This window comes from Flavobacterium sp. PL02 (genome assembly GCF_035013205.1).
Classification (GTDB): Bacteria; Bacteroidota; Bacteroidia; order Flavobacteriales; family Flavobacteriaceae; genus Flavobacterium.
The window spans coordinates 891,106-909,275 of record NZ_JAYGJP010000001.1 but is presented as its reverse complement, the minus strand read 5'-3'; the positions used below and the strand labels follow the sequence as shown (position 1 = coordinate 909,275).

The 18,170-nt window shown below is 31.4% G+C and carries 12 protein-coding genes; 5 read left to right on the top strand and 7 right to left on the bottom strand.

What is annotated here, in order from left to right; genetic code table 11:
- Nucleotides 1-200: 200 nt before the first annotated feature.
- Nucleotides 201-2,981: a triple tyrosine motif-containing protein gene (locus tag SHI72_RS03800; protein ID WP_323489099.1), complete on the bottom strand. Its 2,781-nt coding sequence runs from the start codon at nt 2,979-2,981 to the stop codon at nt 201-203.
- A gap of 248 nt (nt 2,982-3,229) precedes the next feature.
- Between SHI72_RS03800 and uvrA the strand changes: the two genes are divergently transcribed.
- On the top strand, nt 3,230-6,022 hold the full coding sequence (uvrA, locus tag SHI72_RS03795) for an excinuclease ABC subunit UvrA (RefSeq protein ID WP_323489098.1): 2,793 nt from the start codon (nt 3,230-3,232) through the stop codon (nt 6,020-6,022).
- A 7-nt stretch (nt 6,023-6,029) separates the two neighbouring features.
- Here uvrA and SHI72_RS03790 read toward each other — a convergent pair whose 3' ends face one another.
- From SHI72_RS03790 to SHI72_RS03765, 6 genes are all read right to left on the bottom strand, one after another.
- On the bottom strand, nt 6,030-6,329 hold the full coding sequence (locus SHI72_RS03790) for a hypothetical protein (RefSeq protein ID WP_035623094.1): 300 nt from the start codon (nt 6,327-6,329) through the stop codon (nt 6,030-6,032).
- 241 nt (nt 6,330-6,570) lie between these two features.
- On the bottom strand, nt 6,571-8,247 hold the full coding sequence (locus SHI72_RS03785) for a mechanosensitive ion channel family protein (protein WP_086894889.1): 1,677 nt from the start codon (nt 8,245-8,247) through the stop codon (nt 6,571-6,573).
- A gap of 83 nt (nt 8,248-8,330) precedes the next feature.
- A complete protein-coding gene (locus tag SHI72_RS03780) occupies nt 8,331-9,800 on the bottom strand; it encodes a lipopolysaccharide biosynthesis protein (protein WP_323489097.1) in 1,470 nt (489 codons plus the stop codon).
- 41 nt (nt 9,801-9,841) lie between these two features.
- Nucleotides 9,842-11,125, bottom strand: a complete 1,284-nt coding sequence (locus SHI72_RS03775; protein WP_323489096.1) for a glycosyltransferase family 4 protein — start codon at nt 11,123-11,125, stop codon at nt 9,842-9,844.
- A gap of 49 nt (nt 11,126-11,174) precedes the next feature.
- Nucleotides 11,175-13,616: a YfhO family protein gene (locus SHI72_RS03770; protein ID WP_323489095.1), complete on the bottom strand. Its 2,442-nt coding sequence runs from the start codon at nt 13,614-13,616 to the stop codon at nt 11,175-11,177.
- A 49-nt stretch (nt 13,617-13,665) separates the two neighbouring features.
- Nucleotides 13,666-13,959, bottom strand: coding sequence for a DUF4834 family protein (locus SHI72_RS03765; RefSeq protein ID WP_039117189.1), 294 nt, complete (start codon nt 13,957-13,959; stop codon nt 13,666-13,668).
- Nucleotides 13,960-14,082: 123 nt separating this feature from the next.
- Here SHI72_RS03765 and SHI72_RS03760 point away from each other — a divergent pair, with 123 nt between their 5' ends.
- The 4 genes from SHI72_RS03760 to SHI72_RS03745 all read left to right on the top strand — a co-directional run bounded on the left by SHI72_RS03760 (nt 14,083) and on the right by SHI72_RS03745 (nt 18,157).
- On the top strand, nt 14,083-15,066 hold the full coding sequence (locus SHI72_RS03760; protein WP_039117133.1) for a transporter: 984 nt from the start codon (nt 14,083-14,085) through the stop codon (nt 15,064-15,066).
- A 108-nt stretch (nt 15,067-15,174) separates the two neighbouring features.
- A complete protein-coding gene (locus SHI72_RS03755) occupies nt 15,175-16,383 on the top strand; it encodes a C10 family peptidase (RefSeq protein WP_323489094.1) in 1,209 nt (402 codons plus the stop codon).
- Between the two features lie 11 nt (nt 16,384-16,394).
- On the top strand, nt 16,395-16,865 hold the full coding sequence (locus tag SHI72_RS03750) for a hypothetical protein (protein WP_039112618.1): 471 nt from the start codon (nt 16,395-16,397) through the stop codon (nt 16,863-16,865).
- Nucleotides 16,866-17,038: 173 nt separating this feature from the next.
- Nucleotides 17,039-18,157 carry a GTP cyclohydrolase gene (locus SHI72_RS03745; protein WP_323489093.1) on the top strand — a complete coding sequence of 373 codons (1,119 nt, stop codon included), beginning with the start codon at nt 17,039-17,041 and terminating at the stop codon, nt 18,155-18,157.
- Nucleotides 18,158-18,170: the final 13 nt, after the last annotated feature.

The following is an 18,170-nucleotide window of genomic DNA, read 5'->3' as shown; positions in this document are numbered from 1 at the left end:
TTCAAAAACAACCTTTACAAAAAACATACAATCACAAAAAAGACTATTTATTTTTAATATAACATAAAAAATTACCAGTATTAATAGTAAATCAGCAATGTTAAATTATGTTAAAATATTAATGTAAATCATAAAAAAACCACAACAATAACGTTAATGTTGTGGTGATGTATAGGTGAAATTTTCTGTTTAGTAGCTTCCTATACAGCAAGAATATACTCTACTAAGCCTTGTTCATGCTGCAAATCCATTTTTTTACGCAAACGGTAGCGTTTTATCTCCACGCTTCTTACCGAGATATTTAGCAATGGAGCAATTTCTTTTGACGACAGGTTCAATCTCAGGTATGCACAAAGTCGTAAATCATTTGGAGTTAATAAAGGGTGAAGTTGTTTTATCCTTTTCAGGAAATCTTTATCGGCATTATCAAATGCTTCTTTAAACACGTTCCAGGAATCATCTTCGGTGATATTTTTATTGATGGTCGTAATTACCGATTTTATATTTTTATCCCCGTCTTCGGATGTTTTCTTTAAATCTTCTTTTATAAAAGCTAATAATTCGTTTTTGCTATTTAAGCTCATTGTAGAAACTGCCAATTCTCTGTTTTTACTATCTACATCCTGAGTTAATTGCTCGTTTCGCAACTTCATTAATTGTTGCTCATTTTCAAGCTCTTTAATCTCTAATAACAAATTGTTTTCTTCTATTAGTTTTTCTTTCTGTTTATGGTAATAATTTCTGTAGGCTTTATTTATAAAATAAGCTACGATTAATGCTAATAACAAATAAATAAAATAAGCCACATTGGTAAGATACCAGGGTTTTAATATCGTAAATGAATACGTTGCCGTATTTTCTAATACTTTATTGGCAAATTTTGCCCTTACCTTAAATGTATAATTTCCTGGCGGAAGGTTCTTGAAATTCACCGCTGGCTTTACACTCCATTCGCTCCAATCATCCTGAAAACCTTCTAATAAATATTGGTATTCTGAGTTAATGTATTTATTGTATTCTGGAACCGTATAATTAAAAGTTATATTATTCTCGTCAGATTTAAAACTTCCTTCTTCAAGAATAGATTCATTGGCAATTCGTTCATTAAGTTTATTTGTAGTAATGGCAGCAATAGAAACTACATAATTTTTAAAACTCAAATCATCAATATTCAGCGTATAATAACCATCTGTTGTACCGATGAGGTAATCTGATTTGGATAACTGTGTAATATTCTCAAATCCTAACATGGAGTTGGTTAACGATGCCGGAATCGGAATAACATTTTGCTTAAGCTCACTTCCTAGTTTACTTGCCGAAAAATAATGGATGTAGTTCTTAGAAAACAACCATATTTTATTAGAATTATCTACAATTAATTTCCCCGAAGTATATTCGTCTTTCTCAAAAACAGAACTTAACAGTTTGTCTTTCTCAAACTGTTTTGTTGCATTATTAAGCTTAAAAATCCCTCCTTTGTAAGCATAATAAATAGAATTATTAAACTTAATTAAACTCGCATTTTTCCCTTTCTTGGGTGATGTATACGCAAAAAATGTTTTAACTTTTGTTAGTTCATTATCTAGTTGTAACCTAAAAATTCCTTTGTACTCATGGCTTACATATATCTCCAGATTCTTAGTAATTTCAAAATAGCGTGACGAATAATCAAATCCTGTTATTTTATTTCTAAATCCCCACTGATTATTAATCTTTTCCAGAACCGAAATGCCATAATAATTACCTTGCATCAATAAATTACTATGACTCGCGATTGTTTCAAATTTCCAAGTTCCAGACGCCGAAAAAATCTTTTTAGCAATATTATTCTCTATAACAAATGTTCCCGAATCGTGCCCACAAAATAAAGTTCCGTCATAGGTAAACAAAGACCAAACCTGACCTTTGGTTCCGCTTATAAACTTAAACTCTTCGGTGCTTTGGTATTTTTTATAAAATAACCCTTGATTTGTTCCTATATATAAAATTCCGTTGTGGGTTGCCGAGGCATAAACCGTTCCCAGAATCCCTGTATCATCGGTAAAACTATGAATGGGCGACTGAAGATTAATACAGTTTATACCGTTATCTAATCCTACCCAAAGATTTTTATCATCATCCTCAAACAATGATAAAGCAGTATTATTACTCAGTCCTTTATTTTGAGAAATATGATACTTGAGCTTGCCTTCTTTCGAAATTATAAAAATCCCATCAGATACCGTTCCAAGCGCAAAACTACCATCCGAAAGCAGCTGACTACTATAAACAAAACTAGCTTCTAATTCATTATCTATCTCTGTATGAACTTTGGTTAAACTATCCCCGATTAACTTATAAAATCCGCTTAATTGCGTCTGAATTAGTAAACCTTCATCAACAGAAAAAATATTTACTATGGTATTATTTTTTAAAATTGGATTATCCGAAATCAAGACTTTTTTGCCACTTTCTATTTCAAAAAGGCCTTCTTTCATTGTCTGAAAGTAAATCGAAGTATTCGTTCTAAATGACTTAACAACACCATTTTTGGGCGCTATTATCTGAAACTTTTTAGTTTTAGTATCATAAATATAAATTCTGTTTAAGGATTGAAACAGAATCCATTCATCGTATTTTAATATGTTCCAAAACTGTTCGTCATCAAGAATTTTATTTTTTATAGAATCACTAAGCGAAGTATATTTTAATTTTCCATTTGGTTGTCTTGTCCAAAAACCAAAATTCATATAAAACCCCGTATAAACTTTATCATCGATAACTTTTACAGATCGAATAATCGTTTCGTTAGGAGATGGATATAACTCCCAATTGGTTCCATTAAATTCCAAAAGACCTTCATTATTAGCAAAAAATAAAGAATGTTTTTGATCTTGCGAAATCATCCAACTCTGATTACCTGCTCCGTAAACGCTGGGAGGATACTTAATTATAGGCGGTAATTCCTGAGAATAAACACTACAATATAAAAAAACGAACAAAAAGTAAAATTTCGATTTCAATGGTATCTGTGGTATTAATTTAGTATTAAAACTGCACTAAAATAAATCATTATTAACTGATAAAACACTATTTTGGCAAAAAATGAAATAAAAATACAAATAGTATTTTATCACACTTATTTAAACTCTAAAACAATAATTATCACATTATTTTAAACAAATTGAGTTCCTATCCTTAACATAACTCAAATGAAAATTGATTACTTTTGTGGAAATTGATTTTTTGTATGCAAATTGACCTTTCTACACTCGACCCAAAGAAAAATATCATCATTAAAGGTGCTCAGGTACATAATTTAAAAAATGTAGATGTTGCCATTCCAAGAAACAAACTTGTTGTTATCACGGGACTTTCGGGTTCTGGAAAATCAAGTTTGGCTTTTGATACTTTGTATGCCGAAGGACAACGTCGTTATGTCGAGAGTTTGTCATCGTATGCACGTCAGTTTTTAGGTCGATTAGATAAACCAAAAGTCGAATACATAAAAGGAATTGCTCCTGCAATTGCTATTGAGCAAAAAGTAAATACTACCAATGCGCGCTCGACTGTAGGAACATCTACAGAAATTTACGATTATGTAAAGTTACTTTTTGCAAGAATTGGTCGCACATACTCTCCTATTTCTGGTCAGGAAGTCAAAAAAAATACCGTTACCGATGTTGTTACCGATGTAAAAAGCTTCGAATTAGATAGTAAATGGTTGCTTCTTGCTCCTATTCATCTTGAAAAAGGAAGAAAACTAGAAGAGAAACTTAATGTTTTATTACAACAAGGTTTTGCACGTATCTTAATCGATAACGAAATGGTTCGTCTTGATGAATTTGCTTCTTCGCTTGACGCGAAAAAGGATCAGGATATATTATTGATTATTGATAGAATCGTTGTAAAAGACGAAGAAGAGTTTTTCAACCGTCTTTCGGATGCTGTTCAAACTGCATTTTTTGAAGGAAAAGGAATTTGTTTTTTACAAGAATTAAACACCAATAAAAGATTCAGTTACTCTAATAATTTTGAGTTAGACGGAATCACATTTTTAGAACCAAATCCGCATTTATTCAGTTTCAACAATCCATACGGCGCTTGTCCTGCTTGCGAAGGATATGGAAATATTATTGGTATCGATGCCGATTTAGTCGTTCCTAATACTTCTTTATCTATTTACGAGAATGCTATTTTCCCATGGCGTGGCGAAAGCATGAGTTGGTTTCGTGATCAGTTGGTAAATAATTCACATAAATTTGATTTCCCGATACACAAACCTTACTTTCAATTAAGCGAGGAACAAAAAGAGTTAATCTGGAAAGGAAATCAATATTTTGAAGGTTTAAATGATTTCTTCAAAGAACTAGAAGAGAAAAATTATAAAATTCAGAACAGAGTAATGCTTTCGCGTTACCGCGGAAAAACAAAATGCCATGTTTGTAAAGGAAAACGTTTACGAATAGAAGCTTCTTATGTAAAAATAAATGGCAAAACGGTTTCAGATTTAGTCGATTTACCAATTCAGCATTTAGTTACTTTTTTCAACGAAATAGATCTTAACGTTTACGAAAAACAAATCGCAAAACGTTTATTGGTCGAAATTAATAATAGATTATCCTTTTTAACGGAAGTCGGATTATCTTATCTTACTTTAAACCGAAATTCTTCGACTCTTTCTGGTGGAGAATCTCAGCGTATCAATCTGGCAACTTCTTTAGGAAGTAGTTTGGTTGGATCTATGTATATTCTAGATGAGCCTAGTATTGGTTTGCACCCTAAGGATTCTGAACGATTGATAAAAGTATTACTTTCTCTTCGTGATTTAGGCAATACGGTAATTGTTGTAGAACATGATGAAGACATCATGAAAGCTGCCGATATGATTATAGATATTGGTCCTGAAGCAGGAACTTTTGGAGGAGAATTAGTGGCTCAGGGAACGTATGACGAAATATTAAAATCAACTTCTCTAACAGCTAAATATTTAAATGGCGATTTAGAAATTACTGTTCCTAAACACCGCCGTAAATCTAAAAACTTCGTACAGGTTATTGGTGCTCGCGAAAACAACCTTAAGAATATAGATGTTACTTTCCCATTAGATGTTTTAACTGTAATTACGGGAGTTTCTGGTAGCGGAAAAAGTACGCTTGTTAAAAAGATTTTGTTCCCTGCAATTCAGAAAAAACTAGATAATGCAGCCGAAAAAGCAGGTCAATTTACCGAAATAAAAGGTTCTTTCTCGCAAATAAAACATATCGAATATGTCGATCAAAATCCTATTGGAAGAAGTTCACGTTCTAATCCTGTAACCTACATTAAGGCTTATGATGATATACGAGAATTATATGCTAAAGAAAAACTATCAAAAATAAGAGGTTACCAAGCCAAACATTTTTCTTTTAACGTAGATGGTGGAAGATGCGAAACTTGTAAAGGTGAAGGCTCTATTAACGTCGAGATGGTTTTTATGGCAGATGTACAGTTGCCATGCGAAACTTGCGGCGGAAAACGCTTCAAGAAAGAAGTATTAGAAATTACTTTTGACGACAAAAACATCAATGACATCTTAACCATGACTATTGATGATGCTATTAGTTTCTTTTCTAAAAACAGCCAAACTAAGATTACTCAAAAATTGCAACCTCTACAAGATGTTGGTTTAGGATATGTACAATTAGGACAATCGTCTTCGACTCTTTCTGGTGGTGAAGCACAACGTATAAAACTGGCTTCGTTCTTGGTAAAAGGAGCGACAAAAGATAAAGCTTTATTTGTTTTTGATGAACCTACAACTGGACTTCATTTTCATGATATCAAGAAATTATTAGCTTCATTTGATGCATTGATAGACAAAGGACATTCTATAATTGTGATTGAACACAATCTTGACCTTATAAAATGTGCCGACTGGATAATAGATTTAGGTCCAGAAGGTGGAGAAAATGGTGGAGAATTATTGGCCGAAGGAACTCCGGAAGAAATCGTTAAAGTAAAAAAATCTATAACAGGTATTTATCTAAAAGACAAGCTGTAATCTTAAATTATTCGTAGTAACATTTATCTTCAAAAGGAATTCCATCTTCATCGATGGCAACTAATATCTTTTTGTTTTTAGATGATTCTATGGTTAAGTATAACCACGCAATAGACCATAATCCGAATGTTAAGCAACAAATCAGGAAATTAAAACTATGATCAACTACTCTCTCCCCTTTTGATAAAACTGCAAAAAGCATTTCATCGTTTCTTTCTTCTAAGATAAAACCGTTATGTATTTTATTTGAAATTATATTCGAAAATACTTGTAGACTTTCTTCTTGTGTAAACTGTGGGCTTTTCATAATCGTTAATTAAAATTATTTTAGCTATTTACTTTAATAATTTATTTGGGGGAATTTAGAAAGCAAAATTAGCTCACAATCAGAAACTACACAATACCCACTTTTAGTGATATTACAATTAACTTTTCATCATAAAACACTAAAAAATATTAATTCCACAAGATAGAGTCCCTTATTAAAAGTTTCATTACACATAAGGCAATTCTCTTTTTTTTTAGCTATCTAATTCCTTTTAAACAAATTATAACTTGCCATTTATATTAAACGTAGGAGTTTCGTAATTATTACCTAAATAGTCTTCGGGTATTGTCGTTTTATTTCCATCACGCAGCGCTTTATAATGTGGCGACATAATTTCGATACCAGCTTCGTTAAAACTATCTTGAATATTTTGATGTAGGGATGAATAAATTTGAGGTTGTTTCTGAGGTTCTTTGGTATAAGCATTAATTTCATAAGCAACATAAAAATCATCCAAACTTGTTTGCAAAACAAACGGAGCCGGAGTAGTTTCTATAAAATCTGTTTTTGTAGCTGCATTAATTAATGCTTTATGAACATCTCTCCAAGGTACATCGTATCCAATTGTAACGGTAGAATGCATAACCAATCCTCTTGCATCTTCTTTTGTATTTGCCGAATAATTAGTCGATGTACTCGATAAAACAGTTGAATTCGGTATTGTAATGTCCTCAAATTTTGGTGTTCTTACACGCGTAACCAAAGCCGTTTTTTCGATTACTTCCCCACTTACATCTCCTATTTTTATAAAATCTCCTATTTTAAAAGGGCGCATATAGGTTATTACAAGTCCTGCAACCATATTAGCAATTGCATTAGACGATCCTAATGAAAATAAGATTCCCACAAATACCGAAACTCCTTTAAATATAGGTGAATCCGAACCTGGTAAGTACGGAAAAATAATAACCAACATAAAGGCATACATTAAAAAACGTATGATATTAAAGGTTGGTTTTGCCCAATCACTATAAAAACCATCTATTTTTATGTTTCCTTTACTAATCTCATCTACAAAAAACTTAATCCCTTTTAAGGTGTATCTAAAAATAAATGCAATTACAAGTATTGTAAACAAATTAGGAAGAAATGCCAGAAAACCCATTACAGCCAATTTTGCAGGCGTAAGAATCCATCGTAATAAAGTTGTTGTATAACCTTCGGTAGCAGGAAAAATACTAAAGAGTATTGGTAAAGATAAATACACAATTAATAACAAAACGAAAACCTTTATAGCTCCTATTAATCGTAATGCCAAAAAATGTTGCTTTTGCGGACTAAGAATAGTTATCTCATTGTATTTATATCCTGTAAAATACTTTTTTTTATTTCTGGATACATAAAGACTTCCTTTATTAAAAAGTTTGCCTACAAAAAACAATACAAGACCAAGAATTAATATTAGCAGAGCCGTAAACCCGAGTCTTTTTGGTAATAAAGAATAGTTTTCATTCTGAAAAAGAATAGCTCTTTTTATTGCCGTAAAATTACGCTTGGCAACATTGGCAGCTGGCATATTCTCAGATTTCGCATCCGCTTCCAGAATCGACATTATTACAAAATCACTTTCGTAAACAATATCCAAACTTATATCCGAAGGAATAATTTTTAGAGAATCGCTTACAAAAAAAGCATCTTCATAAATCTTTTTTATTTTGTCTGAAATGGCTTTGGCTCTATTCTCTGCCGAGAATGAACCTACTTTATTATAAACATAAAAAAGGGTGTCTTTAAAAGGTGTTACAGGATATCCTTTTAAATTAATTTTAGCAATCGTATCGACAGTATTACTTTGAACGATTTCTTTTTCAGGTTGTTTTTTTGCCTTTTGAGCAAAACTAACTTGTGAAACTAATAGCAACGAAATAAACAGAAAAACAATTATTCTCTTTTTCATATTTGTATGTAATAAAACCACAAGCGGTTATAACAAATATAAAAACAAAATGCATCACTTTTAGTTCGTGACCTTATTTCTTACTAAATTTTAATTCCAAGCTTGCCTATAAACTTATTTATTACTTGATTTATCTCTTTAGAGATAGCAAATTTATAGTTTAAATACACATAAAAAACCGTCACAATAACTGATTTTAAAGCAATTCCGATTAAAGGATAAACTGGAAATTCCCAAAAGTAAAACAATAGAAACAATACCGTTGTAACCAGTAATGAATACAAGTTTTGTTTAGTAAAAGGATACAAATGAAGTTTCTTAACTACAAAAAGTAATTTTGCCAAACTGTATGCTGTAATAGATAACAACGTTGCAAATGCAGAACCTGTAATACCATAAATCGGTATAAAAATTATATTTAAAACAAAGGTTAAAACAACTAAACCTAATCCTAAGAACAATACCGTTCGGTAATATTTTGTATTAAAAATAATAGCATTATTATTCCCTAAAATAAGATCAAAATATTTAGACAATCCAATCATAAAAACAACAGGAACTCCTCCTCTATATTCCTCAGGAACGATTTCGTATAACTGATTAATATTTACGAAAATACACAACATCACAAATCCACCAACGATCTGTAAGTTAATAGATGTCTTTTTGTACAAATCATTCAACTCATCGTGTTTATCATCGTGCATTAACTTAGCCGTAATAGGATATACAATTTGATGCATGGCACGACTCGGAACCGAGATCACCAAGGCTATATATGTTGCTACCGAATAATAAGCAATATTCTCAATTTTCATATACTGATTAAGCATAAGCTTATCTCCATCCAAAAGCAAATTGGCTACACTTCCTGAAAGGATTATGTAAAACGTATATTCCATTACACTTTTTACATTTGCAGGTATTGTAATCTGAAACTTAGGCTTTTTGATACTAAAAGCATAAAACATCGTTACGATAAAAGCTATAAAATAAATTGCAGCTGTCACATATACAAATTGAATTAAAGTTATCCAATCAAAATATAATCCTACCAAAGCAAGTGTAGAAAATAATCTTAAACCAACTTCTTTGATAAAATTACCAAAAACGGAATGCATATGTACTCTTGCCCAAGCATAAAAAATCTCGAAATAAGCCATACAAATTCCGATAAAAGGAATCAATAAGATAAACTCTTTTACAACAGGATTTTTCTTTGATACAAAAGCCGTGATATCATCAAAAAAGAAAAGTCCAATTATTCCCAAAGGAATACACATTAAAACAGGAAATAGTGCTGTAAAGGACAAAAACTGCTCTCTCTCTTCTTCTGTTTTATATTGAGAATAAAACTTGACTAATGTATTTTGCATCCCGATAGCAAACAAAGGCATGATAACATTTGCCGCTGAAGTAACGTAATTTGTTAAACCATAATACGTTTCGCCTAAATAAATCGGATATAAATAAAGCGTGTTTATTGCACCAATACCAAAACCAATATATGTTATAATAGTATTTTTAAAAGACTGATTTAAGACTATGCCCATTGAAGGTATTTATGTTTTTTATTGAAATTTTAAAAAGTATTCTATTTAATCAATTGTGCTAACTGTTTTGTTAGGTTTTTTCTAGAATATTGCTGCAATCCAACTCCGTTTGATTGTAGTTTTCCTTCTAAAAATTGATTATAAAAATCCAAAATTACACTTTTTAATTTCATTTTTTCAGAATAGTCAAAAAACACACCCGTATTTGTCTGAGTTATAATATCTGAGAAGTCAGAACCTTTAGGTCCAATTGCAATTATTGGTCTATTAGAAACCATGTATTCAAACAACTTACCCGGAATAATACTCTTTGTATCTTCTGAATTTATTTCGATTAACAATAAAACCTGAGATTTCCTTTGATGAGCAATAGCTTCGTTATGCGAAACATAACCTAAATTATTCAGGTAATCATTCAGTTTGAACTTCTCGATTGTTTCTAATACTTCCTGACTAACTGCACCAATTAGTTTTACTTGCAAATGTTGTTTGAATTCAGGGATTTCCTGTAATAACTCAACCAAACATTCCCATAAAAAAAGAGGATTTCTTTCGGATAAAAAAGAACCGATATGTGCCAAAGTAAACTTGGTATCTAATGTTTGCTTTTCGACATTTTCTACATCATAACCATTGGTAATAACTTCAATAGGTTTTGTTGTTATTTCCTGAAATTCTGCTTTGGTAGTTTTGCTTGTAACAAGAATAGTATCGGCAGTGTTTAAAACCTGATGTTCTAATTTCTTATGTTTTTTAGCAGCATAACTTGATAAACGCAATGATTTATGATAACCTATCGTAGTCCATGGATCACGAAAATCGGCAAACCACTTTACATTTAATTTTTGTTTTAATTCTAAACCAATAAGATGCAAACTATGTGGCGGACCAGAAGTTACAATCGTATCGATATTATTTTCAACAATGTATTTTTCTAGAAAAGAAACCGATGGTTTTACCCATAAAACACGAGCATCGGGAATAAATAAATTACCACGAATCCAAAGGAATGTTTTATCCAGAAAAGATTGCTTTTTCTGATTCGGGATAATTCCAGAAGCTATTTTCTTTGTTTTGTTTTTCGAAAAAAATGAAGCTAATTGATAAGGCTCAATAATTTTATTCTTGATAACAATTACCTGATCCGAAACTTCATTTATCAAACCTTCATCAACAATAGGATATGTTGGATTTTCTGGTACATATACAATTGGCTGAACACCAAATTCGGGTAAATATTTTACAAATTTCAACCAACGTTGCACGCCAGGTCCTCCAGCTGGTGGAAAGTAATATGTTATAATTAGGAGTTTCTTTTGTTCCAAGAAAAAAGTGGTTTAATGTTTAAAGTTGCAAACTGAGATTGAAAACCGATTACTTTACAGTAATCGTTTTTTTTCTTTCAAAATAAATTCCTCCGATCAAAAGAACTAGCATACCTATTGAACTAGCAAGTGTAATCATACTACCAGTTTTAACAACTTCTGGCTCAAATTTAAATTCTATTTTATGTTTTCCTTCAGGAACCTCAAGAGCTCTTAACACGTAATCTACAGGAAAATGATTTGTAAGTTTACCATCAATGTAAGCATTCCATCCTTTTTCATAATAAATCTCAGAGAATACTGCTAAACCATCATTTAAGTTATCCGATGTATATTTAATATAATTTGGTTTATAAACGTCTAATTTTATAGTTCCGCTTGCATCCCATTTTTTCTTTAATCGAGCACTTTTAAATTTAGAGCCATGATCATGAATATTAAACACTGCTACATTCTTAGTATCTAAGTGATCCAAAAGTTTCATTTCGGCATCGGCAGTATTTACCAATTTTACATCTTTTACAAACCAAGCATTACCGTTAGTATTTGGGTTTATTGTCGGGAATTCTTGTCCTTCTTTATTTGTTTGGATAATGTATTTTATATTTAACATATCCAATACTTCCATATTATTTTTGGCTATCTGATAGTCAAATAACTGTTGCATTCTTCTTGGTTTTGCAGCATGATATCCACCAATTGATTTATGGAAATAAGAAGCTCTAGCACTTGATAAGTTACCATTTACTTCAAAAACTCTATAATGTGTAGTGTCTTTTAAAATTTGCACATCCGAAGGTGTTTCCTGAAAAGGAACTGCAACCTCTCTTCCGCTTACAAAATCTTTGGCCGAAACATATTTTTTATCAACAAAGAACAAATCAAAAATCATAAAAACACTCACAATAATTAATGCTGCATTTTGAGATAATTTATTCTTGATAAAGAACCATAATACTCCAAAAGTAACTACTATAAAGAATCCAGAACGCAACAAATCTGCTGAGTATAATGTTCTTCTGTCTTCTTTTAATGCATCTACAAAATCAGGTCCGTAATTCTCTAAGAAATAACTATCGCTACCTCCTGAAAAATTAAACATACTCTTGCAGAAAACTAATATTAGTAAAACACCAATACTAAATACTCCAGTTTGCACCAATCCTTTTTGCTGTAGTTTTGGGTCAATGTCTTTTAGTTTAAAGAAAGATTGTAATCCCATAATTGCAAGAACAGGGAAACATAATTCTAAAATAACCTGTATAGAAGAAACTGCTCTAAATTTATCATACATAGGAACATGATCGATAAAGAAATCAGTTAATATTGGAAAGTTTTTACCCCAGGAAAGTACTAAAGCAACCATTGCTCCCGAAAAGAATACATATTTAATTTTTCGGTCATCAATAAACAAAGCCAAAACTGCCAAAAAGAAAACAATAGCACCTATATATGCTGGAGCAGCTACAATAGGCTGATCTCCCCAATACGTTGGCATTGCCGAAACAAAATCCTGAGCTTGACCTTCTGGAACACCTTGTCCAATCATGAATTCGTACATCTTACTATCTGTACCAACATTTTCACTATTAGAACCACCAAATAATCTTGGTGCAATTAAGTTAAAACTTTCAGCAATTCCGTAACTGTATTCTGTAATATAATCGCGACTTAATGCGCTTCCGTTTGTATTACTTTTTGAACCATCTGGATTAAATGTAAGTTCACTTTTTCCTCTGGTACTAAAACTAGCATATTCGCTAGTAGCCAATAAATTAGTAGCATTTGCGCCTAAAGCGAAAATTCCGGCTACTGCCAAAACTCCAAATGAAATTAAAAGTGGCTTATATTCTTTTTCTTTAATAAAATTAAAAGTATAATATCCTGAAAGAATCAATAAGAATATCAATAAATAATACGTCATCTGGAAGTGGTTAGCATTAATTTCTAACGCTACCGCAAACATGGTGAGCAAACCTCCGAGAATATATTTTTTCTGGAATACGAGTATAAATCCGGCGATAACCAGTGGCATATACGCAATAGCATGCGCTTTGGCATTATGTCCAACTCCAAGAATGATAATTAAATAAGTAGAGAACCCAAAAGCTAATGCTCCGATAAAAGCTTTAAGCGGGTCGATTCTTAAAACCAATAACAAACCATAAAACCCTAAGAAATATAGAAACAGATAATCTGCCGGACGAGGTAAAAATCGTAAAGCATCATCTATCTGACCTACATAATCATGTGGATAATTAGCTCCTAGTTGATAAGTTGGCATTCCGCCAAAAGCCGAATTTGTCCAATATGGCTCAGAATGTTCAGTTGCTCTGAAATCATTTTGTTCCTTGGCCATTCCGGTATATTGTGCAATATCCGATTGAAAAATCTGTTTTCCTTGTAATACAGGATAAAAATAAATTAAAGAAACGAGTACAAATCCCAATATAACAAGGGCATGCGGATAAAGCTTATTTATTACTTTCAATTTTGGTGGGTTTGGTTATGGATGAAAATCTATTATTTTGACTACAAACTTAATCTATTTCTTCGTAATCAACGTAATCGCCTACTTTTTTGGTTTCACGAGGATTTTTCGCATTGGCCGTGTCAATTATAACCTCATCATTTGTTCTGGTTTTTTGCCATGAATTATCTTGTGGTTGTCTATATTGTTGTTGCTGTTGTCTCTGAAAGTTTTCACCTGCTTTATCTACTACTTTTTTAACTAAAACTGGCAGAAATAATTTTGCCAAGAATCTAAAAATGTAATAAAAAGCAATCATATAAAAAATCGCTTTTATAAGACCTGAAAAAGATGCTGTTTGCATAATCATATAATTTTTTTCAAAAATAATAAATCCATTCTTCAAAATTAAAATATCAATCTTAAATTAATAATAAAATATAGTACATTTGAAATGCGTTATTACTTTTTAACTAATAAAAATAATATGTTTAAAATCAGAAACTTGATTATTTCCAGCGTTTTTTTAACGCCTTATCTTTTTTTCGGACAACATACCGATGTAATTAATTCAAACCGCCCAGGAGAAACAATGTCTGCTTTTGCTGTAGGAAAATCTGTAATACAAGCTGAAGTTGGTGTTTATGGAATTAATGAAAAACATGACTTATTAAATTATAACGCAAGTGGTTTCGGTACTGATTTAACGCTTCGCTGGGGACTTTTTCGTGAGCAACTTGAGCTTATCGCCGATTTGCAATACCAAATGGAAGATTACAGCACTCCTTTTAATAGTTACAAAAAAAATGATTTTAAGCAAACTATACTTGGAGCTAAATATTTAATCTACGATCCTTTTAAAAACTACGAAAAGAAACCTAATATTTATAGCTGGAAGGCTAATCAAAAATTTGACTGGCATCAATTAATTCCTGCGGTTTCTATTTTTGCGGGAGCTAATTTTACTTTTGCAGGAAATCCGTATGCTTTTTCAAATGAATCTAGCATTTCTCCAAAAATCATGTTGATTACTCAAAACCACTTAGGCGATGGAAAATGGGTTTTTGTAACCAATATCATTGCCGATTATATTACCACCGACTATCCTAGTTATGGATATGTATTAACACTTACAAGAGGTTTTAATGATAAATGGTCTGGTTTTGTCGAAAATCAAGGATACAAAAGCGACTTTTATAGCGATTGTATTATTAGAGGTGGTGCTGCATATTTACTAAACAAAAGCATGCAAATCGACGCTTCTATAAGTACTAATTTTAAAGACACTCCTTCTATTTTTTATGGTGGAGTAGGTTTTTCTTGGCGTTACGATGCAAAATATAAAGAGGTTCAGATGAATTTTACTGATAAAAAAGGTAAAAAAGACAAAAACCCTAAAAAAAGCAAGAAAAAAGAAAAAGAAGAAGATTATCAGTTAATGGAACAAAAGCGTAAAGCTACTTTTGAATAATTTAAATTATAAGAAAAATTTTATGCTTTAAGATTTTTATTGTCTAATATTACTTACATTTGATAATTAGCATTATTATCATTTCTATTAATCAATAAAATTCTTATTATGCAAAAAAATTTTAAAGCTAAATTTTTCGCAATTTTAGCAAAATCGACATTCTTATTTTTATTAAGTTTTATTATTTCTTGTGACAAACAAGAAAATACTAATTTAAATTCTACAAGTAATAATAGTATCAATGAAAACATAGCCTTAGATGTTGCTCAGTCGTTTTTTAAAAAAAACAACATTACCAATAAAGGAGTAGACAATCCTAAAATGATTAATACTATTATAGCACATGAAACGAAAAAAAATAAAAAGGCATTTTATGTAATTAACTACAAACAGGGTGGGTTTATCATTATAGCTGCCGATAATAGAGTAACCCCAATACTAGCATTTTCTGACACTGGAAGTTTTTCTTCAGTCCCTACAGAAATTATTCCTCCTATACAGGAATGGATAAAAAGAGGAAAAGAACAAATCCAAAATATTATAGATGATAAACTCCCACAAAGTAAAGAAATTCAACAAGAATGGGAAGCAATTACAGATAACAGTATAGCCGTAAAATCCCCGAATACAACCAATAAAATAGCTCCAGATTCAAGGACAGATTGTCCCGATACAAATATTACAAAAGGCCCCCTTTTAAAAACAACTTGGGATCAATCTTGGGGTTATAACGACTTGGTCCCATATAACTGCCCTAATAATGCTGGAGGAAAAGCTCCTACAGGTTGCGTAGCAACAGCTATGGCACAGGTATTATACTTTTTCAAAAAACCTAATACTTACAATTGGTCAAGTATGCCTCCTAACTACGGTAGTTACAATACCCAACTCTTAATGAAAAATGCAGGTTCATCTGTAAACATGGAGTATGGTTGTGATGGTTCTGGAGCCTACTCGGCAGATATAGCTCCAGCTCTAAAAAATTATTTTGGATATTCTAATGCAACTTATACTACAGACAATAGTGACACCCGTTTAATTACAAGTAATATCGATGCTAACAAACCTGTAATTCTAGGAGGGTATTCTTCTTATGGAAGTGGACATTCGTGGGTTTGTGATGGTTATCAAAGAAATACATATTATCAAAAAGATAGTAATGGAAATTGTACTGGATACGGCGTTACTACATTACAACTTTATATGAATTGGGGATGGGGTGGTAATTATGATGGGTTTTATGATTATAACAATTTTAATCCAGGAAAAGCTTCATACAACAATCAAATTTCTGTAGTATACAATATAACTCCATAAATCAGACTATCATGAAACAATTATTTATTTTAATACTAGTTATTTTTACTTCATGCAATAATGATCGTGAAGCAATAATGTGTACTACATTTTCTAATTCAATTAAGATTAATCTTAAAAATAGTTCTACCGAAAACATTTTGGACTCCGATAAATACCCGATAAACCTCATTTACGCTGATTACTTAGTTAATGACAAAATAATTAGAGCAGAGAGTAATGCTATCAACATCTACAATACTAAAGATAATAATGGTACTCATTTAAATTTTATATTGGGATTAAATAGTTCGCCAGACGAAGAATATCCTATTACCTATTTACATTGGAATAAAACAGAAACGGATACTTTAAAAGCACAATACAGAAGAGAGACAGGAGAATGTAACATCATTATAGTCGAAAAGGTATGGCTAAACGGAACCTTAGTTTTAGACATCCCTCAAGAGCAAATGAACGGTGAAATTACGATAATCAAATAAAAAATGTAATCACGTTACATTCAGCATCAAAGTGCAAATAGATAAAACAATCATTAATAACTAGAAAGCCCATTAATTTGGGCTTTCTATATACAAGAATTTTTTAATTATAGGAAAGATAACTATATTCGTTGTCTCTATTTTAGGAAAACAAACTATACAATACCGTCTTAATGATTACAATACAAGAAGCTAAAACTAAAAAGGAATTAACCGAATTTGTAAAATTTCCTTTCTCTTTATATAAAGACAATAAATATTGGGTTCCACCTATTATTGCTGATGAGTTAGAGACTTTTGATAAAACCAAAAATCCTGCATTCGAAAATGCCGAAGCTACTTTTTATGTAGCCTCTAGAAACAATGAAATTGTAGGACGAATTGCTGCCATAATTAACTGGGATGAAGTTAATGGACAACAAAAAAAGAAAGTCCGTTTTGGTTGGTTTGATGTTATTGATGATATCGAAGTTACCAAAGTTTTACTTGAAAGAGTATATGAATTAGGACGAAAAAACAACCTGGAATATGTTGAGGGTCCAATGGGATTCTCTAATCTGGATAAAGTTGGAGTTTTAACCGAGGGTTTTAACGAAATAGGAACGATGATTACTTGGTATAATCATCCCTATTACGCAACTCATTTTGAACAATTGGGTTATGTGGTAGAAAAAAAATACGACGAAAGTAAATTCCCTTTTGCTAACGTAAAACCAGAGTTTTTTGAAAAGGCAAATGAGTTGGTTAAGAAAAGATACCAATTAAAACCGCTTAACTTTAAGACAACTAAAGAAGTTATGCCTCACGTAGATAAGATGTTTGATTTATTTAATGAATCTTACGCTTCTTTATCTTCATTTGTAGCAATATCGGATGTACAGAAAGAATACTTCAAAAAGAAATACATCAGTTTTATCAATCCCGAATTTATAAAATTTGTAGAAGATAAAGACCATAACATTGTCGCTTTTAGTATTGTAATGCCATCCTTTTCGGAAGCTTTACAGAAAACAAAAGGAAAATTATTCCCGTTTGGATTTCTTCATTTGCTTAAAGCAAAAAAGCATAGTAAGGATATGATTTTTTACTTGATTGGTGTTCACCCTGAGTATCAGAACAAGGCTGTAACTGCTATTATCTTCAATGAATATTACCATACTTTTAAAGAAAAAGGAATTGTTAATTGCTATAGAACTCCTGAATTATCAGATAATGTAGCTATCCATAATTTATGGAAACATTTTGATCCTGTAATACACAAGCGAAGAGCTACTTTTCGTAAAGAATTATAATAAAAAATCCATT

Bases quoted from the DNA above. Each gene is read 5' to 3' on its own strand.
- SHI72_RS03760 (WP_039117133.1), top strand. From the start codon at position 14,083: ATGTTTAAAATCAGAAACTTGATTATTTCCAGCGTTTTTTTAACGCCT.
- uvrA (WP_323489098.1), top strand. From the start codon at position 3,230: ATGCAAATTGACCTTTCTACACTCGACCCAAAGAAAAATATCATCATT.
- SHI72_RS03765 (WP_039117189.1), bottom strand. From the start codon at position 13,959: ATGCAAACAGCATCTTTTTCAGGTCTTATAAAAGCGATTTTTTATATG.
- SHI72_RS03780 (WP_323489097.1), bottom strand. From the start codon at position 9,800: ATGGGCATAGTCTTAAATCAGTCTTTTAAAAATACTATTATAACATAT.
- SHI72_RS03790 (WP_035623094.1), bottom strand. From the start codon at position 6,329: ATGAAAAGCCCACAGTTTACACAAGAAGAAAGTCTACAAGTATTTTCG.
- SHI72_RS03745 (WP_323489093.1), top strand. From the start codon at position 17,039: ATGATTACAATACAAGAAGCTAAAACTAAAAAGGAATTAACCGAATTT.
- SHI72_RS03755 (WP_323489094.1), top strand. From the start codon at position 15,175: ATGCAAAAAAATTTTAAAGCTAAATTTTTCGCAATTTTAGCAAAATCG.
- SHI72_RS03785 (WP_086894889.1), bottom strand. From the start codon at position 8,247: ATGAAAAAGAGAATAATTGTTTTTCTGTTTATTTCGTTGCTATTAGTT.
- SHI72_RS03750 (WP_039112618.1), top strand. From the start codon at position 16,395: ATGAAACAATTATTTATTTTAATACTAGTTATTTTTACTTCATGCAAT.